General features: G+C 56.9%; 17 protein-coding genes and 1 pseudogene. 3 read left to right on the plus strand and 15 right to left on the minus strand.

Features of this window, described 5'->3' with window-relative positions; translation table 11 throughout:
- Positions 1 to 73 precede the first annotated feature (73 nt).
- Positions 74 to 772, plus strand: coding sequence for an OmpW family protein (locus NP503_RS31660; RefSeq protein ID WP_024505687.1), 699 nt, complete (start codon positions 74 to 76; stop codon positions 770 to 772).
- A 738-nt stretch (positions 773 to 1510) separates the two neighbouring features.
- On the opposite strand, the gene NP503_RS31665 is transcribed toward NP503_RS31660, so the two are convergent.
- Positions 1511 to 1729, minus strand: a complete 219-nt coding sequence (locus NP503_RS31665) for a helix-turn-helix transcriptional regulator (RefSeq protein ID WP_126105025.1) — start codon at positions 1727 to 1729, stop codon at positions 1511 to 1513.
- A 110-nt stretch (positions 1730 to 1839) separates the two neighbouring features.
- Between NP503_RS31665 and NP503_RS31670 the strand changes: the two genes are divergently transcribed.
- Positions 1840 to 2106 (plus strand): DNA -binding domain-containing protein, encoded by a 267-nt coding sequence (locus NP503_RS31670; protein ID WP_127266640.1) that lies wholly within the window; start codon positions 1840 to 1842, stop codon positions 2104 to 2106.
- A gap of 433 nt (positions 2107 to 2539) precedes the next feature.
- On the opposite strand, the gene NP503_RS31675 is transcribed toward NP503_RS31670, so the two are convergent.
- Positions 2540 to 2773 (minus strand): helix-turn-helix domain-containing protein, encoded by a 234-nt coding sequence (locus NP503_RS31675; RefSeq protein ID WP_126097360.1) that lies wholly within the window; start codon positions 2771 to 2773, stop codon positions 2540 to 2542.
- A 116-nt stretch (positions 2774 to 2889) separates the two neighbouring features.
- On the opposite strand from NP503_RS31675, the gene NP503_RS31680 reads away from it, so the two are divergent.
- The gene (locus NP503_RS31680) at positions 2890 to 3171 is read left to right on the plus strand and encodes a DNA -binding domain-containing protein (protein WP_127266641.1); all 282 of its coding nucleotides are present in this window, start codon (positions 2890 to 2892) and stop codon (positions 3169 to 3171) included.
- Between the two features lie 533 nt (positions 3172 to 3704).
- On the opposite strand, the gene NP503_RS31685 is transcribed toward NP503_RS31680, so the two are convergent.
- From NP503_RS31685 to NP503_RS31745, 13 genes and pseudogenes are all read right to left on the minus strand, one after another.
- Positions 3705 to 4442 carry a LuxR family transcriptional regulator gene (locus tag NP503_RS31685; protein ID WP_127266649.1) on the minus strand — a complete coding sequence of 246 codons (738 nt, stop codon included), beginning with the start codon at positions 4440 to 4442 and terminating at the stop codon, positions 3705 to 3707.
- 834 nt (positions 4443 to 5276) lie between these two features.
- Positions 5277 to 6683, minus strand: coding sequence for an aminotransferase (locus tag NP503_RS31690; RefSeq protein WP_063169303.1), 1407 nt, complete (start codon positions 6681 to 6683; stop codon positions 5277 to 5279).
- 190 nt (positions 6684 to 6873) lie between these two features.
- Positions 6874 to 7295 (minus strand): annotated as a pseudogene (locus tag NP503_RS31695) (transposase); the annotation flags it as partial.
- Between the two features lie 455 nt (positions 7296 to 7750).
- Positions 7751 to 8257, minus strand: coding sequence for a TIR domain-containing protein (locus tag NP503_RS31700; RefSeq protein ID WP_063169304.1), 507 nt, complete (start codon positions 8255 to 8257; stop codon positions 7751 to 7753).
- Between the two features lie 9 nt (positions 8258 to 8266).
- Positions 8267 to 9127, minus strand: a complete 861-nt coding sequence (locus NP503_RS31705; RefSeq protein WP_127266642.1) for a DUF4231 domain-containing protein — start codon at positions 9125 to 9127, stop codon at positions 8267 to 8269.
- Positions 9128 to 10529: 1402 nt separating this feature from the next.
- On the minus strand, positions 10530 to 11027 hold the full coding sequence (locus tag NP503_RS31710) for an Lrp/AsnC family transcriptional regulator (RefSeq protein WP_127266643.1): 498 nt from the start codon (positions 11025 to 11027) through the stop codon (positions 10530 to 10532).
- Positions 11028 to 11525: 498 nt separating this feature from the next.
- On the minus strand, positions 11526 to 13049 hold the full coding sequence (locus NP503_RS31715; protein ID WP_127266644.1) for a fumarate hydratase: 1524 nt from the start codon (positions 13047 to 13049) through the stop codon (positions 11526 to 11528).
- Between the two features lie 27 nt (positions 13050 to 13076).
- Positions 13077 to 14510: an NAD-dependent succinate-semialdehyde dehydrogenase gene (locus NP503_RS31720; RefSeq protein ID WP_127266645.1), complete on the minus strand. Its 1434-nt coding sequence runs from the start codon at positions 14508 to 14510 to the stop codon at positions 13077 to 13079.
- 193 nt (positions 14511 to 14703) lie between these two features.
- Positions 14704 to 15630 carry a LysR family transcriptional regulator gene (locus tag NP503_RS31725; RefSeq protein ID WP_127266646.1) on the minus strand — a complete coding sequence of 309 codons (927 nt, stop codon included), beginning with the start codon at positions 15628 to 15630 and terminating at the stop codon, positions 14704 to 14706.
- A gap of 133 nt (positions 15631 to 15763) precedes the next feature.
- Complete coding sequence (locus NP503_RS31730; protein ID WP_236383480.1) at positions 15764 to 16678, minus strand: CoA ester lyase; 915 nt, start codon at positions 16676 to 16678, stop codon at positions 15764 to 15766.
- A gap of 107 nt (positions 16679 to 16785) precedes the next feature.
- The gene (locus NP503_RS31735; RefSeq protein WP_127266647.1) at positions 16786 to 17937 is read right to left on the minus strand and encodes a CaiB/BaiF CoA-transferase family protein; all 1152 of its coding nucleotides are present in this window, start codon (positions 17935 to 17937) and stop codon (positions 16786 to 16788) included.
- Positions 17938 to 17952: 15 nt separating this feature from the next.
- On the minus strand, positions 17953 to 19206 hold the full coding sequence (locus NP503_RS31740; protein ID WP_127270361.1) for a methylaspartate ammonia-lyase: 1254 nt from the start codon (positions 19204 to 19206) through the stop codon (positions 17953 to 17955).
- 316 nt (positions 19207 to 19522) lie between these two features.
- Positions 19523 to 21295, minus strand: coding sequence for a CocE/NonD family hydrolase (locus tag NP503_RS31745; RefSeq protein ID WP_127270362.1), 1773 nt, complete (start codon positions 21293 to 21295; stop codon positions 19523 to 19525).
- Positions 21296 to 21520 lie beyond the last annotated feature (225 nt).

Raw genomic sequence — 21520 nt, forward strand, 5'->3', positions numbered from 1 at the left:
CCATCAACAATTCATTCGAGCAGGAGACGAAATAGTGCAGTGCATCCTTTCTGAACATCAAGGAGTGAATCTCATGGCGAGAACGCGAATGGGCGTAGCGCGGGCAACAGCAGCGGCGGTGGCCCTGATCATGGTGGGACAGCAGGCCGTCGCCGCGGAGCCTGCGCAAGCAGAGACCGTCCTGGCGGAGACGGGAGCCTCGGTCACCGAAGCGCCAATCCCTTGGCAGGTCCGCCTGCGGGCGTTGGGCGTCGTTACGAAAGATCTGGGCTACGTTGATACGCTTCCCGGCTCCGGTCTTTCGTATTCGGACACGGTGACGCCGGAACTCGATATCTCGTATTTCTTCACCGACAACATCGCCGCCGAACTCATACTCGGTACCACTTATGCCAACATCGCGGGCCAAGGGACGATCGGAGGATTGGGCAACATCGGCAAAGTTTGGCTGCTGCCGCCGACGCTCACGTTGCAGTACCATTTTACCGATCTCGGCGCGTTCAAGCCTTATGTCGGCGCCGGCGTGAACTACACGATCTTCTACAACCAGGACACTGGCAGCGCTGATGCTCTCAAGGTGAAGAACACGTTCGGCACGGCGCTGCAGGTCGGATTCGACTACATGGTGGACCAGCACTGGGGCCTCAACTTCGACGTGAAGAAGCTTTTCCTGAAGCCGGACTTCGACGTCACGGTGGCCGGCGCGAAGCTGACGGGGAAGGCGGAGCTCGATCCCTGGCTGATAGGCGCAGGTGTCACCTACCGCTTTTGAATATCAGAGTGAAGTCTGCTTCCCGACTGCCGGTTTAAATGAAGGGCGCCTCGCGCGCCCTTTTTTACGGTCGACACTGCAGGGCGAGACCTCATGAAGCCGATTGTCGAGAGGGCGGGGCTCTCTTCCGGCGGACCAAGAAGGTGAACTGGCCAGCTGGCCCCGCGCCTGAGATGGAGTGCTCAGAAGCGCTTTGAATCGGGACGGGCTTTGGTATTGTGGGTGGAATGCTTCAGCCAGACTATTTGCCAGCATCGTCTCCCGGACGTCATGTCTGAGCTTCGTGTCAGCGCAAGGCGAACACGCGGCTCCTAGATGCCGACACGATGGCTGGTTCAGCCATACTGCGACAGTTGCCGGTTTTTTCGGTTCCTTTGCTGTTCGCGCGCTAACCGCAACGCTCCATACTAGTCTCGCGTGCCTGTCCCCGTGGGGCGGGCAACAGAAAGCGATTAGGCCCGCTGAAAGAGGCGGACTGCATCCGAAGGACCGTAAACAAGAGAAGGACCTGAAGCGAGAGCGAAGGTTGCGGCAGGCCGCGGCGGGCCTAAAAGGGAATGCCGACCACCCCACGTCCCAGGAAAGCTGACAAAAACGCAGCGTCCGACTGTCCAATAGGGTGCGCCCGCGCGAGGGCGAGCTAAATGGCAGGGGCTGCCGGGGGACCTAAGAAAAGCGTGGGTTCACAAGCACCCGGCGCGCGCCATCAGGCCGCCAGCTACTTGGAGGGCGGGTGCATCAGCCCTGTTTGTCGGGCCGAACCAGATCCATGTGGCTGACGCCGAGGGCCAATGCCAGTTCATAGATCGTGATAATTGTCGGATTTCTTCGGCCTTTCTCCAAGCCGCTGATGTACTGCTGACTGAACCCGGAAATCTCCGCAAGCTGCTCCTGCGTCAGGCGCTTCCTTTGCCTGATCCTCTGCACATTTCGTCCGACCAACTTGCGCATATCCATGCACGCAAGCCAGCGGATCAGGCGGCTTGAGTTTATCAACTATAATATGTAATCCACATTTTAGCAGGCACAGGGCTTCGCGGGTCCATTGGCCGGAGATAGAATTAGCGATGTTGCAGCCCAGATCGAACACGCCGTTCGCCGACGAGGTCCCCTGGTCGGACCGCATTACAGCCTACGACAAGGACCACTTTACAACCTATATGAGGCTCCTGGACGCCTCGGCAGACAACGCCACTGAAGAGGAAATGGCCAAAGTGATCCTCGGCATTGATCCGGCACGCGAACCTGAGCGCGCACGCAACGTTCTTCGCAGTCATCTCGACCGTGCAAACTGGGTGGTGACGGGCGGCTACAAGGATTTGTTCGCCAGTTGACGAAATGGGCGGTGCGGTCGCTTCGCTTCAAGCAACGAAGTCGCGTAACACCATGCATCGACGTATCACCACAGCGCGGATGGCCCAGCGCTTCGCTGTCTCATCATTTTGTCCTCCGCTCGCCAATGGCTGCTTCCCAGGAATGGGTGCGTCGGCGAATCATGACAGGAACGGGTCCGTCTGAGCCGCACCGCATCCGAAGGGCCGGATGGACAACCTACTGAAAGCTCACAGCTGGCTAAGGGTTGCGGGACGCCGCGGCGGGCCTAGAAGGATGCGGCGCCACCTGCTGGGAAAGGCACAAATAGAGCGAATTGCGAGAGTCTAACGACGCGCTAGGAGGCGCAGCGGAATGGTCGAGACGCCAGAGCCAAGAAAAGCGGGGCTCGACCCACCGGCACACGGCACGCGCGGTGATGGGCGCGGGCGCCCACTACGTGCGCAGGCTCAACAGAATCTCACACGGATCAGCATCGAGGGCCGCAGTTACGTCGAGAAACTCAATGATATCGAGACGCCGCTCGCCACCCTCATATTTCGCCACGAAAGATTGCGGACGACCAAGCTTCTCAGCCACCTGCGCCTGCGTCAGCCCTTTGACATTGCGCAGTGAGATCAACTGGGCCAGAAACCGCTGGTGGCGGGGAGATCGAAGAGATTTGGGCATTTAGGTGAACCGGTCAGGTAGAGACCGGCTCAGCGACTAATCCCCGTTTCGGATTATCCCATTTTGGGATATTCTGCCTTGGATCCAGCGATCAACATGCGAGGTTCGCGGCAGACATGAATCGATCAACGGGAACAGATAGGACTCAAAGCTCAACACTGCTCGACGAAGTCCCTTGGTCTGACCGTCTTACCGCCTACGACAGGGTGCACTTTACCATCTATATGAGGCTCCTGGACGCCTCAGCCGATGAGGCGCCCGAAGAGGAAATGGCCCAACTGATCCTCGGCATTGATCCGGCACTTGAACCGGAGCGCGCCAGGAAGGCGCTTCGTAGTCATCTCGACCGTGCGAACTGGATGGTGACGAGCGGCTACAAGGAATTGTTCGCCAGCTGACAAATTCGCAGTGCTCGGTCATAGAAGCAGGCAGTTCCTGTGCCATTGGTCAGGCTGATCGGGGCCTGCACCACAGACGCGCCGGCAAAATGGACCCGGTGGCGAGCACAATTCAGTTCCCAGGAATCGGGTTTTGGCAATTGTCCGAGCGTCTGACGTGATAGAAGGTTCCGCTCTGTCTGGATGGGTATTAGCCCGGAGCAGCACTCCATATCGTACCGGCGCTCGACGAAGGGTCCACCTCTTCGCTTTCAAGCCGCATAACCGATAGCCATCGCCCTAAGTCAAGGGTTAGAGATTACCGGCAGGCAGGTATGCAAGCGGGCCATCCTCGGAAACTATATAACCGCACGACTAGCTCGTCAGCGACGAAACACCCGCTCGAGCACCCATAGACTATGATCACCGGCGCGGACTGGAAGAATACGGCTGCATCGCCCGAGCCGGCGGAACAGAAGATCTCGGCATCCAGTCAACGCTCGATACAAAGCGCGCGATCGAATGGCCCGAGCACAAGGGGATCAAAAAGCTTCTCAGAGAATTGAGGACCCTTCGGACCCCAAAAGGGCTATAGCCTGATTTTGGGTTCGCACGCCTAGCTTCTTCTTGGCATTGTCCAAATGAAAAGCGATCGTGCGTGGCTTGATACCCAAGATGCGGCCGGTCACCCAGGCTGAATTACCCCGCGCTGCCCACCTCAGGCACTCATATTCGCGGGATGTCAGCGAAATCCCGTCCACTGTTCGATCGCTCGGCAATTTGCGGCGAACGCAACGATGAAAGCAGGCCGCCATCAGTTGAAGAGCTTGTTCGTACCGCTCAGCGACCCGAAGAAATACTGGACGAGGCTCATCGGCGGCAAAAGTAACCGCAGCGGTGCGGCCGCGGAGATCGACAATTGGGATCGTCAAACCGCAGCAGATGCTGAATTGAGCCGCCTCATCGAATAGCTGCTGTTGAGCCGGCGACATTTTATCGCCTCCCAAATTCGATCCCCAGTGAAACGGGCAGCCGCCATTTCGAGCACGCAAGACCACAGGATCGAGTTTCTCATACTGATTTTCCAGATACTGTCTGGTCCAGCGGGTTGGATAGTTCGAAATTAACCTCGGTTTGCCGGAAGGCCGTGCTGGCAAGGAGAGGTAGGCAAAGAAGATTAGGTCAAGTCGTCCGGCCGCCTCAGCCATGGCATCCCGGAAATCTGCCTCATCCATACTCTGTGACAGTCTTTCAAGGAATGTCTCGAAAACAAGTGGCATGTCCCTCGTCATCGTCGCGCTCGATTCTTCCTCTTTCTGCACGCCTTCCGGCTGCGTCGTGTATGTCCGACAAACGCGATTGAATTCGCGGGCGTCGCTGGGCTGACCGGGCTCCAGAATGCTGCCATGCATTAAGTCATGACCGCCCCTGCACCGACCAAATCAGGAGAAATCATCCTGCGCTGACCAAAAGCCATCATTGACCCCAGCTTTTGCAGGAATTTGGGTCGGCATTAGCATAACAATTCGGATAGCCGCTCATCCCCCACCCGGGGCGCCGTGATCCGCAAAGAAGTGTTGCGATGCTTTCTTTTCTTTGATAGGCAAATCGTCTCAACAATATTAAAATGCCTTTCCTTGTGAACGGGGTGGTGTGTAAGTATCGTCCTTTTATATACCTGATGTGATAAAATACACCGCAATTATTATTCTGTTCTTTGTGATGTGAAGGAAGATAACCTTCGGCATTGCCGCACTTTGGAACCGACGACCGTGGCCCGCTGCAATGATGTAAAGGGCACGTCTAAGCTCAATCTGCATCGGAACGTGCAGATGACCTTTACCAGACCCTCGATTCCGCACGGGCCATAATGATACTGATTACGTGGGTCAAAAAGGGCGCCCTGCCGGCGGGGAGGTACACCCGCAGGGCGCGCCGCACAGAGGTCCTGGTCGTTGGGCAACAGGACAGCGGCGGCAGAACTGATTCGGTTACAAATCGTGACTGAAATAGCCCGGAGCATGCTCAAGATCAGATATCTGGAATTCAACAGTTTTGGGTCTGCTCGGCGCAGTAGCGCGCAGGGACATGCCTGCCTCCGGACTCGCTCCTTCGCGATCGCAAAATCATACGGCACCCTCCGCCTTCAGCGCGCGATAGGTGGTATCGACCGACTTTACCGTCGCGTCGACAATGATGTCGATCTCTTTTCGGGTAATGATCAGGGGGGGTGCATAACCGAGGATGTCGCCATGCGGCATGGCCCGTCCGATGACACCATTCTCAAACAGAGCAGCTGCAGTGCGCACCCCGACCTGAAGGTCGGGTTCGAATGGTATCCTTTGTTTTGGGTCCCGCATCATCTCTACGGCCGACAGGATACCCACTCCGCGAACTTCACCAACGATGGGATGTCCCGCCAGCTCGGCCTTCATCCGGTCTTGCCAATACGGTCCAACATCGCGGACATGCTCCAAAATATTTTTTTCTTTAAGCAGTCGAATATTGGCGAGCGCGGCTGCGGCACAAAGCGTGTGCCCCGAATATGTCCAGCCGTGGCCGAGTGCGCCGTGCTTCTCAGTTCCTTGTTCCAAAACCGACCAGACACGGTCGCCAATGATTGACCCGGAGATGGGGAGGTAGGCGGAACTCAAACCCTTTGCGATGGTCACGAAATCCGGACGCATGTTATACAGGTGGGAACCGAACTTCTCGCCGGTTCGCGCGAAGCCGCAGACCACTTCATCCGCGATTAGAAGGATATCGTATTTGTCGAGCACCGCTTGAATGGACGTCCAGTACCCTTTGGGGGGCGGCACAATACCTCCTGTCCCAAGTACCGGCTCTCCGATAAAAGCTGCAACCGTTTCCGGTCCTTCGGCCAGGATCAAGGCTTCAAGCTCATCGGCACAGCGCCGGGAGAACGCTTCCTCGCTCTCCTCGACACGCGCCTGGCGGTAATAGTGCGGCGTGGTTGTATGGCGCACCAAATCCAGAGGCAGGTCGAAGAAATTGTGAAAGAAGGGAAGGCCAGTTAGGCTACCCGTGACCAATCCAGACCCGTGATAGCCGCGATTTCGCGAGATGATCTTTTTCTTTTCGGGCCGGCCAAGAATGTTATTATAGTACCAGACCAGCTTGATGTTGGTTTCGTTGGCATCGGAACCGGAGAGGCCGAAATAGACCCTTCGCATGTTCTGACCGAAATACTCGACCACGGCCTCTGCCAACAGGGCGACCGGCTCCGTACCTTGGCTGGCATAGACGTGTGCGAACGGCAATTCGTGTGCTTGCCTGGCAATGGCCTCGGCGATCTCCGTGCATCCATATCCCATGTTGACGCAGTAGAGTCCTCCGAAACCGTCGAGGCTTCTTCGGCCTTCGGTGTCCCAGATATAGACGCCTTCCGCACCGGCCATAATCCTATTTGGCGTTTCGCCTCGGCTGTGCTTGGCCAAATGCGTAGAAGGATGGAAGACGAAGCTTCTATCCTTCTCCCGGAGTTGCTCGGTTCCCAGATTGCTCAAGCGCATGTCCCTCTCCTCGCGATAAATTGGCGGAGGGCACTCGGCCAGCCACCTGTTTAGCAAATAGCATACCGGAAACGTCCCTTGAGTTTCTCGGGAATGCAGGTTATTCGCCGTGGAATTCGCGGGATCGGCCCGAATTGCCGTGAAAACTAAGGCGTCACCTTCGCCTTAGCCGAGGGTCGGGGGCGCGTCCTGCAAACACGAACAGCTTACGACGCGCATGCGCCCAGCATAGTGCCCGATTAGCGGGCGATATTGACGGATGAATAGCGCTCGGGACGCTGTTCCCGCCGGCCGCGCGAGGCACGATAGAGCGCCGGCGGCCATGTTCCGCCGAACTGCCGGTCATCCCTTACATTCTGACGGTCCGGATCGGTCTTGCCCTTCCCAAGGGTGGTAATGCAGGTGATCAGGGGCAAAGCACATTCGCCTCGATCAGCAGGCAGCGGGTTCCGTGCCGCGGCACAGGCTCCAACCTGGTTGGCCAGCGCTGAGAGGCTGAGGTCGTGCCCTCGCGCATATTGATCGCTTTGGCGGTGCGGCGGCTGGTGCTCGGCAGACTTCTCCAAGGAGCATAGCCAGAAGGTTCGGCCCGGCAAAGACGCGCGGCGAGAGCTCCTTGCCATCGACATCTTGATTCGCAGCCGACCAGCGCCGCCAAGTTCTATCGTCAGCGTGTTGCCTTTCTTGCGATCGCAAATTCGTGGTTTGCTGCGCAGGGCGAGCCGAGCTGCGGCTCGCAGAAGGCGGCAGCATGCCTCCATCAATGCTGGCCGCTCGTGCAGTCTCGAAACGCTGGATCAAGCCTCAAACGTCGAACAGCCGCTCCTTTTCCTCGCGAAACCAGCGCCCTCGCGCGACGTGATCTTGTCTGACGATCCGACGCTTCGAGCGGGGCTCCTCTAATAGGTTGCACATGACCTGCAGCTTTCAGCCAAACTCAGCAAATCGGACGTCTCTTCTTATCATCGCTCGGCAAGCTCGGAACACGTTGGCGGACGTTGCTAAGGCTAGTCGCCGCCAGCGGATGGCGAGGATGTTTGGGCGGCTAAGTGCTTTTAGGTGGGCGATTATAAGCCGAGATCGCGATAGGTGCTTTCGCCATAGCTCCTGGCGCCATCGCCACGCTGAGCGTTTGAAAGCCGATGAAATTCGCTCGGCCAATTGGCTAGCGCGTGCTTGATGGCCTTCATCTTGAACGGCACGTGCACAACACATTTGTCCCTGATGATAGGCGGACAGCTCACATCTTGTTGCCGCGAGCCGTTAAGGTTTGCTGCGATTATCGGCAGACCTAGATCAAGAGCCAATTCCATTTCCCAGCGCACGAAGCGAAAAAGGTTTTTCGTCTTCTCACCGATCAGGACAAGTACCTGGCTCGATCCATTCATTCTGTTGCGAAGATTGCGTTTAACATAATCTTCGTCCTGTGCTCGGCTCGTCATATTGTCCAGATCGTGAGCGTTCGCGAATTCAAAACTCACATTCTCGCTGGCGTTCCACCCTTTCATAAAGCGGTATGCCCAAGCGTCTTCATCGCCGTCAAATATTACATAGGTCGGATCGCTGTATGCCATTGTTGTCTCTTAGTTGTTTTGACGAGCAACCCACTGGGTGTGCTCCCGTGAGAAAGCCAGTTCGGCTTCGTTCACCGCGGCGGAGAATGCCTCATCCGAGTTGGCGTCCGTAATAAGGTCGGCAGTCAAGCCGATCTCGTGAGCTGTCAACGTGTAAGCCGATGCCAATTCGTTAAATTTCTTGATCTGGGTCCACCCGATAAGCGAGGCGGCGATGACAATTAGCGGCTCGGTCGGCCAGCCTGGCATCGCGGGGTCAGCGATGCGTACTACGATGAACGAGAATCCCAGAGCGTATGCAAAAATACCGAGGCCCATCCAGACTTTCGCGGACCTCTTGTTCGAGCGCGCCTTCTTCTCGTACCACTTCCGTTGGTCGCAGATTCGTCTCTGCAGATACAGGTCTTTTCTTTCTTTTAGCGGGGAGTCCCTTATCGACATCATCTGGTCGGTTGTTTGGGGGGATGCTGAATCGGTGCCGCTCAACGCGCTACCAAGGTGACGATTGCTATCAAGGATACCTTCTATGAGCTTTCGAAAATCAGCTCTGGCGTCAGCGGCGCGCGCGTCATCGAACGGCTGTGCTCGCATCGCGAAGCGCCAAGTCAATGTCTTCACCGACTCTGCCAGAGCTCGAGCCTGATACCAGACCTGCTCGGGCTTTGTGACCGACCGGAAAATGAGGACTCCCATTGAGCAAAGAAATACCGCAGCATAGACACCGAAATAGGCTTTTGATGGCGACAAGTCCAAAGAGAGCACCGACGCTAAAAAAAGAAGAACGTACTCTGCCCGGATCAGGCGCAGAAACGTCGCCTGCTGCTCGTTGGATGCCACGTCGGCGCTATTATAGAGTCCAGGATATTTCATTTTTGAAGCACACCAGTCTATTTTGTGGCGGTAAATTCTTTAAGCCAGGATTTGGCGAACGTGAGGTTAGCAGTCGAGCTTACAGAGCCTATTCTTGGGCGAGGCGCGGTCCCTCTGTTCATAAACAGGAATGCAGGTCCTGTCCCATCAATGTAAGGGTATAGGCCCAAAAATTCTTGCCCGGAGAATGTTTCCGAAGAATTTTTTGCCACGGGCAGAACCGCTACCGCGGTCCGAAACCCATCGAAAAAGCCAAGCTCCCAAGGCATCCATCTGCATCCTGGAGAATTGTTTGAATGCACATAGATTAGCGTCTTTGACTGCCTCATACGGGTCCGCAGCAACTCGGCGGTGGCCGAGGAGACTTTTGTGCGGTCCAGTTGTGAATCTTCGACCCAATCTACGTAAGCAGTGAACCCAAGCTCCTCGAAAATTCGCTTCACACCGAGAACGATCTCTGCGTCCTTGAAAGAATGTGACAGAAAAACGTCGAATGACGATCTGGCTGTAGCTGCGGCCGTCTCTTCCTTTAGAACGATCGATGCGGCTCTATGCCCTCGACTGGCATTCGCAACTCTTTTCAGCTCTGCCTCGGTCAGTAGCACTATTCAAATCCCCCCATGATCTGTTCGCAATCTATGAACTTGACGCCCATTCGATTAAGCGACCCTTGTCTTGTGAAAACTGGCACCATGCTCTCCAGCCGGTAGCGCAACCTCCACCTTCTCAAAGACCACGTCGGGTGGCAGGAGTGACCGGCCTTGTCACCCACCTACGCGACCCCGGCACAGCCATGCTCTTCGCTTAGAAGGCTGCGGAGACCAGCAATGTCAAACAGGACAGACGATCTCCTAATCTCGATCAGCAACGAACTTAGGACGTAAAAACGCGATGGAGCGATCTCCGAATGTCCGCAGGCGTCGAGGGCCGGGTTGGTCGCCAAGGCCGAGCGGGCCAGCTTGCACTCCCGCTACCCGTCGGCTTGCCAAACCCTCGCTGTAGATTCGCCCCCTACACGGATGCGCTGACCGCGACTAAGCTCAATCGCCACTGATCGCCAATCCAGGGCGAAAGTTCCCCCCTTGAAGTAGCGGTAGAGGCATTTTTCGGCACTTCGCATCTTAGATATGGACGCCTCCTCAACCAGGCACGATCCGGTTTGGCTTCTCGCCGTAACCGTGCTGGCCAAGTGCGTCCGATGGCTGCTTCGATCCGTCTCCTGGAATGATCGGTTCCAGATTGCTCAAGCGCATCGTCCTTCCTCGCCATCATAGCGCTCGGCCACGTTTTTCCAGCAATTACTATACCGCAAATGTCCCTTGAGTTTCGTCGGAATGGGCGCCTTTTGCCGACGAATCTACGGGATCCGTGCCAAACACCGTTGAAACTTAAACTTTCGGTTTCACCGTTGCCTCAGGGCGGACAAAGGTATCGGTGAATTGGACTTCACTGGTTTCGTGACGACAAGGCTATAGTATTGATCAATCCCCAAGCCTGCCTGCAGCAGTCCCTCCATGAAATCCTGATAGGCGGCCATAGAACGAGATGCGACCCGCATCAGATAATCCACGCGCCCCCCAATTGCCCAGCAGTCCAGGATTTCCGGAATCTCTTGGATTGCAGTTTCGAAGAGTCGTTGGTCCTCAAGACGATGACGATCCAGCACGACCTCCACCATCACAAAGATCATGCCGCCGATGAGGGCAGGACTCAGTCGCGCATAAAATCCCTCAATAATCCCTGCGGCCTTGAGTGCTCGGAGCCGCTCCGAACAGGCGGACGCCGAAAGATGAACTCGTTTTGCAAGCTCACTTTTTGAAATCCGACCGTCTGCCTGAACTTCGGAGAGAATCCGGACGTCCCAACTGTCGAGTTGCACGGGATCGGGTTTCGACTTCATAACCTATGCTCTCAAGCAGCGATCGACATCGCGTTGTGTGCCGATCAATTCTATCATCAATTGAAACGAGCGAATGTAGCAGTGGAAGGCATCCGTTCCAGGCCCGAGATGTGCCAGAATGGGTACGAAAATCAGCTGAGGGAGAGCGATCAGCTGAGAAAAGCTGCAGAAGTAGTTTGGCTATCGCCCCGACGCCTAACGGGGCAATGATGCAGCTGGAGAGGATAGCCGGCCGCGGCGGAGACCTCCTGATAAATAGATAACCCATTTACTGAACTCCGCTGCCGTACTTGATAGACGCCGCGACGTCATTCGAGCCTCGATCGCGTGTACGGCATATTCAATGCAGTATTCACTGGCACATTCAGCTATTGGAGTGAATTGAAGGCCTTGCTCGTCCGGCCCGCCGAGGCGCATGGCACCGCAAATGCCGCTCGTCTTACGGCTTGCCCGACAATTTGGCGCGGGAGTCTGGCCGAAATCGCCCAACGGAAAGACTCAAACGCCGATGTTGCGTGCGATGCTGTCGGCCGCCATACGCTTACGCCACTCAAGAGGCCCGGAATTGTGAATGGAGTTTCCCTCAACATCGACGGCCATGATAACAGGCATGTCCTGCACATCGAATTCATAGATGGCTTCCATGCCCAGGTCTTCAAAGGCAACGATCCGCGCCGCCTTAATCGATTTTGAGATCAGGTACGCAGCGCCACCCACTGCAGCAAGGTATGGCGTTTTGTGTCTTACAATCGAGGCGATGGCCGCCGGTCCCCTCTCCGCTTTGCCCACCATCGCGAAAAGGCCGGTTTCGGCGAGCACCTTGTCCGTAAAATCGTCCAAGCGGCTGGAGGTTGTTGGACCGGCGGGTCCAACGATCTCATTTCTCGCTGCCCGGACGGGACCGACGTAGTAGATCACGCGTCCCCGCAGATCGACTGGAAGCGGCTTGCCGGCATCGATCAGTTCGACCATTCGTTTGTGGGCAGCGTCACGGCCCGTCAGCATCTTTCCAGACAGCAGGAGCGTTTCACCGCAGCGCCACGATGCCGTCTCTTCCTTCGTCAGCGTATCTAAATTGACCCGCCGGACGCCGGCTGGGTTCAATTCGTCGGCTCCGATGTCGGGCCATTCGCGCAAATCGGGCGGCTGGAGGCTGATGGGTCCAGAGCCGTCCAAAGTAAACTTCAGGTGCCGGTTGGCGGCGCATTGCGGGATGAGCGCCACAGGCTTGGACGCTGCATGAGTAGGATAGGTCGCAACCTTGACGTCAACGACTGTCGTCAGACCACCAAGGCCTTGGGCGCCGATACCAAGCGCGTTGATCCGCTCATAAAGCTCAATCCGCAGCCCCTCCTCTGCGCTTGACGCCCCCCTTGCGATCAGTTCCGCCATATCGATGGGCTCGTTCATGGCCTCCTTGGCCAGCAGCATCGCCTTTTCAGCGCTACCACCGATGCCGACAGAGATCAGTCCAGGTGGACACCACCCGCTGCCAAGGGTCGAAACGGTATTGACCACCCAGTCGGCAACGGAGGCGGTGGGATTGAGGGTGGTAAAACGTGCCTTGTTCTCCGACCCGCCGCCTTTCGCGGCGATGGTGATCTCAATCTGGTTACCTTGCACCAGGTCGACATGGACAACTGCCGGCGTGTTGTCTCGGGTGTTGACCCGTCTAGCGAGGGGATCCGCAACGATCGATGCCCGAAGGGGATTGTCCGGATCGAGATAGGCTTGACGTACGCCCTCATTCACAAGATCAGCGAAACTGGCCGTTGACTTAATGCGGGCATCCATGCCGACCTTTGCGAAGACAACCACAAGTCCGGTGTCCTGACAAATCGGGCGCCGCCCAAAGGCCGCCATGCGGGAGTTCAGCAGAATCTGACCTATGGCATTCTTCGCCGACGGGCTCTGTTCTCGCGTGTATGCGTGAGAAAGAGACCGGATATAATCTGGAGGATGATAGTACGAGATGTACTGAAGGGCGTCGGCGACGCTCCTTGTGATGTCGCTACCGGCCATGGTCCGTGTTCTGTTTCCCACCGGATTTTATCCAATTGAACCGAGGCCATTGACCATTTTCAGAATCTGGAAGCTTCGCACCCCCTGCTCGCCGCCTTCATATCCATAGCCGCTTTGCTTGACTCCTCCATAAGGGGCATCAGCGGAAACCCCTTTCAGGTAATTCACACTAACAGCGCCCGCAGAAAGACCGCCCACAAGCCTCTGTTGCGTATCGGCCGCGCCAGTAAACAAGTAGGCGGCCAGACCGTACTCCGTGGCGTTGGCTTCATCGATCGCCTCTTCGATCGTATCGAAAGGAGCCACGGTGAGAATTGGTCCGAACGGCTCTTCATGAAGCACTCTCGCTTCCTTCGGTACGCCAGTCAGGATGGTTGGCGGCCAGTAAAACCCCGGTCGGTCAAGGGGGGTGCCACCGGTCTCGATTTGGGCGCCGCCCTCTACCGCATCTTTGGTCAGGCGTTGCATGGCCTCGATTCGCCGCGCGTTTGCCATGGGACCCATCTGCGTTGCAGGGTCATCCGGTGGACCGATCCTGATTTTTCGGACCGCCTGCGTCATCCGGAACAGGAATTCCTCATAGCGGGATCGGGCGACAAGAATCCTGCTGGGCGCATTGCAACTCTGGCCCGCGCACTCGAATTTGTATTCCGAAATAGCCGGTATCGCCGTTGCCAGGTCGGCATCTTCGCACACAATAACCGGGGAATGTCCACCGAGCTCAAGGATGCAGCGCTGCAGATTATTCGCGGCCAGTGTGGCCAGCTGTTTCCCAACAGCGGTCGACCCCGTGAACGTCAAGACTTTGACAATTGGCGAACTGAGCAGATGCCGTGATATATGCACAGGAACACCGAACACCAGGTTGACCACGCCTTCCGGTATCCCTGCTTGACGCAAAGATTCCACGATATGGACAGCCACGCTTGGCGTCTCTTCGGCCCCTTTGAGGATCACCGGGCAGCCTGCCGCCAGCGCGGGGGCGAGCTTGCGGGCGATGAGAACGGCTGGATAGTTCCACGGCGTAAAGGCAGCGACGACACCGAGGGCCTCCGGGACGATCATCCTGTTCGGACCCAACGGAATCGGGGTCGACAACTCATCGGCATGCCGGCCATTCCATTCCAGCGTTTCGACTGCGCGCGCGTACTCTCCTGTTGCTTCGGCAATCGTCTTTCCCTGTTCGGACGACAGGTCCCTGGCTGCCGCGCCAGCTTTCTCAGCCAGAATGCTGGCGGCAGAGACGAGGATCTCGCCACGCTCTTTGGCGGGTCGTGAGGACCACGCCTTGCGGCTGCGTTCTGCCGAAGTAAGAGCTTCATCCAAGTCTGAAACCGTAGCCGAGGCCACTGAGGCAAATACCTTCTCCGTCGCCGGGTTGATCACCGGCAAAGTGGCTCGGCTACCACCGGCTCGCCATTTGCCATTAATGAAGAGCTCGTAGCTCCTGGCGTGGGACATCGCGGGCTCCACTTGTGATTCTGGCCATGCGAGCGCCGTTTCAATTTTCGAAGCCGCTGAGCTCGCTTGAGCCAGTTTCATCGCGATGGTCGCAGCGGGTCAAATATCGATTAGTGCCTAAATCCATCTGGAATCCAGATCGATCTGTTTCGACAGCAAGGAAGTCATGCCGTTGTTTACAGATCGATGGTTCTCAGGTCGCGTCAGGAGCCGATGCTACCCAGCCCCGGCTCTCAATCAATTCTCTGGCGACCTTCGGAATGAGCTTGCGGACCGCAGAAACGGCCGCAGAACGCTCATCTTTGGGATTTACAGCGAGCACCACGGAGCGGGTAATCACCGGATCGACTATCTTGACCGTCCGGACCAGCCCTTGGGAGGCTTCTTTCTGAACCGCAGACGGGGCGAGAATAGAATGCGCTTTTCCCTCTACGACCATGTTGATGATCGTTGAGAGGGAGTCCACTTCAAACCTGACGTCCAGCGCGCAACCGTGTTGCGCGACGACATCAGCCACCGAACGCCTGACATTGTTGTTGCGCATGGGAACCGCCAGGGGGAATGCATGCAGGTCGGCCAGAGCTATCGCATCTTCAAACGGTGGCTCGCCGGACGGAACCACCAGACAAAGATCTTCGCGCGCTAGCACAGTCATTCGCCCCACACTGTCTGCTGTGCGGTACAGAACCGCCAGATTGAAGCGTCCAGCCGCCATCCATTCCTCTAGCGGTCCCGTCATACCCTCGACCATCTTGAGGGACACCTTGGGCAGTTCGTGTCTTACCGTCTCAAGCAGCGGACCGCTCAGGACGCGAGCAGCTCCAGACGGAATGCCAATAGTCACCTCCCCTGCAGGGGAAGCGGCTGTGTTGGTCAATTCCACCTCGGTAAGTCGAATTTCTTTAAGAATCGCCCGAGCGCGATCGAGCAGTTTGGCTCCTGACGCCGTCACGCTCACACCGGTCCTGTCGCGTATCAGCAGCTGAGTGCCGAAGCCTTCCTCCAGTTGACGCACATGCAGGCTCAGCGCACTCTGGGCGACATTCAGAAAGCCAGCGGCCTTCGTGAAACTGCCTGCTTCGACCACGCCAACGAAGTATCTTAACTGCCTGATTTCCACGGGTACTCTTCCGAGGGCGGACTGCAATGATGTAATCTATCTCGAAATGCGATGGCGCGACAGCAATAATTGTGCCGAGTTGCATAACGCCTAGCGTAGGGTCGCTCCAGTTTGGTAACCAACCGCTGAGGCCTCAGACGCCCAACCCGGCGCCCGGATCCGTGGCGATGATATCCCGGGCCCTTTGGATAACAGGTGGATCGACCATCCTTCCGTCCAGGGCAAATGCGCCTATGCCCTGCGCCGTCGCATCTTTCTCCGCCGCGAGGACACGACGGGCCCATTCGAGTTCCTGTGGGCTTGGCGAAAAAGCGTCATTGAAGATGGCAACCTGGTTTGGATGGATCGCCAAAGCTCCAGCAAAGCCGAGCCGCCGTGCACGCTCCGCAGCCTCACGAAGTTTGTGAGTGTCAGAGAACGCGCCAATGCTTCCTATGAAGCCCAGCGGGAGCAACCCGGCCGCACGGGCGGCAAAAAGAACAGAAAGGTTTGGCGTCAAGAGAAGATCAAGTTCTGGCGCGCCGCCAACAGCGGCACTGAAGTCTTCAGGGCCAAGGGCCATTGCGACCATCCGGGGATGGGACGAGGCAATGGCCGATAGCTTTTGCAAGGCACCTGGGGTCTCGATTTGGGCAAGAAACCGGATACGTCCTAACGGAAGATTTCTTTCTCGTTCAAGTTCTGAGACCGCGTCCGCAATTTCGGACACCCACTCTGGCGAATCCGTCTTTGAAAGAACAAGTGCATCAACACCTGCCACGACGGCTGCATCAAGATCTGCCGCCAAGGCGCGCAAACTACGATTCACGCGGACCAAAACAGACGCGCCCTTGCGGCCCACCTTAGCCACAGACGCACAAAGCTGCCGCCGCGCCTCTCTCTTTTTATCCTGGGGAACAGAATCCTCCAGGTCGACAATGACGCCATCTGCACCCCGCTCATGCGCCCTCTCCACAAAGCGCGGAACGTGAGCGGGTACGAAGAGCAGGGATCTCCAGCGTGGTAAAGACATTGCGCCGTCAACGGCCACAAAGGTGTCCTTTATCATAAAGAGGCTTCGCGGTCGATTATAGCCAGGCGGTGCCAGTGAAAGATGATCCGAGGCACGTAGGCTCTTTAGAACAAAAACCGCACCCCTCTTGCGGACATACCCGCTCATGCCGAGGCGGCCGTCCCGCGCAAACGCCTCAGAACCTCCTCGCGGACAGCATGGGTATGGGCGCCAAGGGCTGGAACTGGACGCAGTGATGGCCGCTCCAAGTTGAAAATCGCCGCCGGCGCGATCGTCTCGATCGTTCCATCGGGTGTCTCAACCTCAACTCTGCGAACATGGGGATGTTTTGAAACATCCGCCACTTCGCGCAGCCGGCCATATGCTAGGCCGGCCACCTCAAGTTCCTGCATTGCTTCGTTACAGGATAGTTGGGAAAACCGGCGTTCAATAATGTCATCAAGTTGCACACGGTGATCGAGGCGCTCCATGTTATCGGCGAAACCAGGTGCACATGTAAGCTCCGGCTGCTTCAGGAACTTCTCGCAAAAATTTACCCATTCGCGGTCGTTCTGAACCGAAAAGACGACATCTTTGCCATCGGCACAACGATACGCGCCATACGGCGCCAGCGACGGGTGCTTCACGCCTGCGCGTACGGTGCGGTACCCACTATAGTCGTTTTGCAGAACCGGCACGTTCATCCAGTCGGCGACGGCATCGAACAGCGATACCTGAATACTGGTCCCCTCGCCGGTGACCTCGCGGTGATAGAGTGCCTGAAGAATGGCACTGTGCGCTGTCATGCCCGCCGAGATGTCACAGACCGAGACTCCAACACGGGCGGGACCTTGATTGTTGCCGGTAATTGCGCATAGACCAGTTTCAGCCTGGACGATAAGATCATAAGCCTTCAAGTGGGAATATGGCCCTCTGTCCCCGAACCCAGAGATGTCGCAAGTGATCAGGCGCGGATATTGTCGACGCAGATCAGCAGACCCGAATCCCAATTTTTCGATGCTTCCCGGCTTCAGGTTCTGGATAAAGACGTCGGCGCCGGCAATAAGGATGTCGAGCACGGCCCGGTCCTCCTCCAACCTCAAGTCGAGACAGACCGACTCCTTGCCCCGGTTGAGCCAAACAAAGTAAGCGCTCTGCCCACGCACCAACTTGTCGTAGTTTCGGGCAAAGTCTCCTTCGGGCCTTTCGATCTTGATGACACGCGCGCCGGCATCCGCAAGACGAGAGGACGCATAAGGCGCAGCCACGGCCTGCTCCACGGCTACGACAGTGATCCTCTCAAGAGAGTTCTGCATGCGACACCGCTTTTTTCATCTTACGAGCTCGTTTTGAGTCCGACGACGGTTCAGCGTCGCCAGAAGCCGATTTTGTTCGTTCCCAACAATGGAGAATGCCTCGTCTACACCCATGCCGGGCTTTGCGAGCATCATGTCGGCCTGGGTCGCTAGCGAAACGTGGACTGTAGCCTGGGCCGAGAGATCCGTCTCGGTACAACTTCCCCCGACATACGCCCCTACTTTGTTCGCCTTACACAGCAGAACTGCTCGCGCTGTATCGGCAATTGAGCCCACGTCTGGCGTCTTGATTTGAACGAGGTGCGTGGCCTTCGCTTCGGCAAAGAGCCGAATATCCTCTAGCGTATTGCATCGTTCATCCACAACTATACGGGCGCTGGAGCCCCGACTGTCCAAGATCGATACGATCTTGGCGTAGTTCTCGATTTGAGCTTGGGTCGAACCAAAATCCGCCGGGGACTCGACATTGAGAATGAAAGCCGGAACACTCTCGGCAACCCTGCAGATAAAGTCAGCAATCTCTTGTGGCTCCATGCCAATTTCTTGGCCGATCCAGCCATAAACATCGAAATGCAGCACGGGATGATACCCGGGGCGGCCAATCTCGCGCGTACGCCTCGCGACCCACCTCACGAACTCCATGAAGGTCTGACCGCCAGTCCCGAATTTTTGTCGCGAGTTGATCAGACCGTGGGGGAGCACGTCCACCGCCCTCAGAATCATCTTATCAACGTTGATTTCGCGCGCATCTCCACTTTGACAATAAATCGGAACGCTGAACGTCGGCAGCGCTAGGTCAAATTCTTTGCACAGAATTTCCGCCATGGTGGTGCGGTGAAGGTGGGCCGCAGCGCGTAGGAGCGCCTGGCTGACGCCGTACTCGATCGCAAGAGGTAACTGCTTGTGGTCGTAGTCCTCTAAAACCGTCGCACAGGCATCAAGGTAACGAGACGCATCGACATCCAACAGTCGCGGCACCACAACCCGCGACGTCAATTCCGAAATTTGGACAGAATCAAACAAAGGATCCCGCCCGCCAGCACCAGAGTACTGCACGCCCATCATGTCACCCCAAACGACGCTGTCGTCCGCTAGTACAAGTCCGACGCTGAGCGACGACGCCGGAACGCGAATGGACGTAAATCCAGGCGTCACCGGTTCGCCAAGATAAATAAAGCCGTCCTGGATCGCTCCGGACCTAATGGCAGACTGATCGTCATAAAAGAACGCGCCGTTGCCAGATGCGAGTAGGACGTCTTTGATCTGCACTTCGTTCGCTCGAATGTTCCAATTACACTAATGAAGGGGTATGCTGACATGCGTTGCATCGATTATGGGCCACTTGTCGCCGGACCCGCCAATATAAAGTCGGGGACGGTCCCATCGCGTTTTGAGATGGCCCATGCCTGAAAGGCGGATCAGTCGCCTTGACGCTGCCATTGACGTGCCCGCAAGGTGCTGGTTGGCAATTGCGAGAACAGTAGCCCCGCACAGAGTTCCCCCACGATGGCGTCCAAAGCGCGCCACAACAATGCCGATTACCGAACGATATATTCGTTCGCCATCGCAGGCACCTCAACTGGCATTACTTCTCGACGATCGGAAGGTCGATGAAGCAGCCCCCGGGACCGCGATAAAACTTCAGCAATGGCGGCTCGCCGTCCGCGGGCACATTGGCGAACGAAGTCTTGTCACTTCCGGCGAGGACTACCCTCAAGCGATAACCTACCGAAAGGCGGGCGGAAATCGGGTGCAACGTGAACGTCAAGGTGGCAATTTCGCCCGGCGTAAGAGGCTCGGCGTCGCGTTCAAGAAAGCTGTGCTGTGGACCAAGAACGTCGAACGGAGAGTTGGTCCACACCTTCCGGTGCAGGACCCGCAGCTGCCCTTCCGTCAGATACCGGGATACCCCATCTGGTTGCACGGCCTCAAGGTAAACAAAGAAATTGCCATCTTCGCGCGTAGAGCTGATATTGAGCTCAACAAATGGATGCCCGGTGATTTCGAGGTCATTTGCCAATGGTTCGCTGGTATAGGTAAGCCGAGCCTCGTCGAACTGACGCCGATCTCCATAATCTACTTTACCCCCACTGCCGCCGTTGGTGTCCCACCGGTTTGTTAGAACGTCGCCAAGATCTCGGTCGACCTGCAGGAAGTCAAAACCTGCGGCGTCGGGCGATGAGTCCAGCCGCGAACCACTGGACATGTACCACCGTCTGCGCCTGGCTTCGGGCGGCCAGGACGTGGTCGATTTCCAAGCACCCTCGCCCACCGTGTAGTAGTGAACTACCTTACCTCCCACGCGCGCGGCTTCGCCGTTGAAACAAGCTTCAGCGAACCGGATATCATTGGCCTGCTGGGTCGCAAACGTTGGTAGGATTTCCTCATCGGCGGGCCGAAGCGGATCATAAGGTATCGCTCCACCGTGGTTCCAGGGACCGATTATCACGTTCATCGGATTTGATTGCAACAAGAAGCGGCGCACGGCCCCTTGCGCGGAGCCAGAATCAAACCAGCTCGCCCAATTCTGGGTAGGAATGCCGGACTTAGATATCCGCTCCGCCGCCATCTCTGGCGTCCAGTCAAGTATGGTTGCTCCGTCCCATAATGTCGGACGTTCGTCTTTGAAAGTGAGCTCATGAGCTTTCACCCAATCAGTGGGCGCCCGCTCATGGTCGCGTAGGGCGGCGACAAGGTCAGCCTCCCCTCCGGGTCCCACGGGTCGTACGCCCAGTTGAGACGGGCTTCCATCATCCCGGATCGACTCATTGCGGTCGAGGCTTTTTACGCCACTGTCCCAAAGATCCATCACTTGGTTAGGAACTCCGCCGGGAAAGGAAAGATCTTCATAAACACTATAATCGGCGAAGCGCGGCACGATCCCCTTCACTGCGGGGTGGTTTTGCTCAGCCATCCAGTCTGCGGAGTTGGCAGTGTATGACACGCCATAGCCAACCACCTGGCCAGTAGACCATGGCTGCGCGACTATCCAGTCGAGCACTTCGCTGTTGTCCAAGATCTCAGAGCGAGAGCGGTAGCCGGGCCATACCCCGAAAGACGCACCCGTGCCCCGAACATCTCCAACAACCACGGCGTAACCGTGCTGGACGAACATTTCAGCGTAGCAATTAGACAAGCTGCCCTTCTTCCCGCGCCAATAGCGTGTCATTACTAAAATGGTATTGCGCTTGGTTTCGGTGCTGTCACCCATTGGACGCACGACATCCAACGCCAGCCTGACGCCGTCGCGCATTCTCACATACGACGATTCCACGGGTCCCAGTTTGTAGTGCCCCGCTATTTCGCCACGAAGTTCTAAGCGGAACATCGAATCTAGCTGGGAACGAGAGAGGCTCATTGCGTTTTCCTGAATTCTAGATGGTGTTATAAAGTCCAAATAACCAACCTTAGGGGCCGGCTTGATGGGCTACCCGGTCGGGCAGATCGACCCCGTGAACAGCGCGCAATTTCGTTGCTGTGGCCCCAATCAGCGCCGTCCAGCAGTGAGGTTCGCCCCGATGACAGCAAGCGCCAGCATTGCTTCATTCGTTGTCATTGCGCGAAGGCTGCGGGCGGATAAATC

Source organism: Mesorhizobium sp. SEMIA396, assembly GCF_024518615.1.
Taxonomy (GTDB): domain Bacteria; phylum Pseudomonadota; class Alphaproteobacteria; order Rhizobiales; family Rhizobiaceae; genus Mesorhizobium.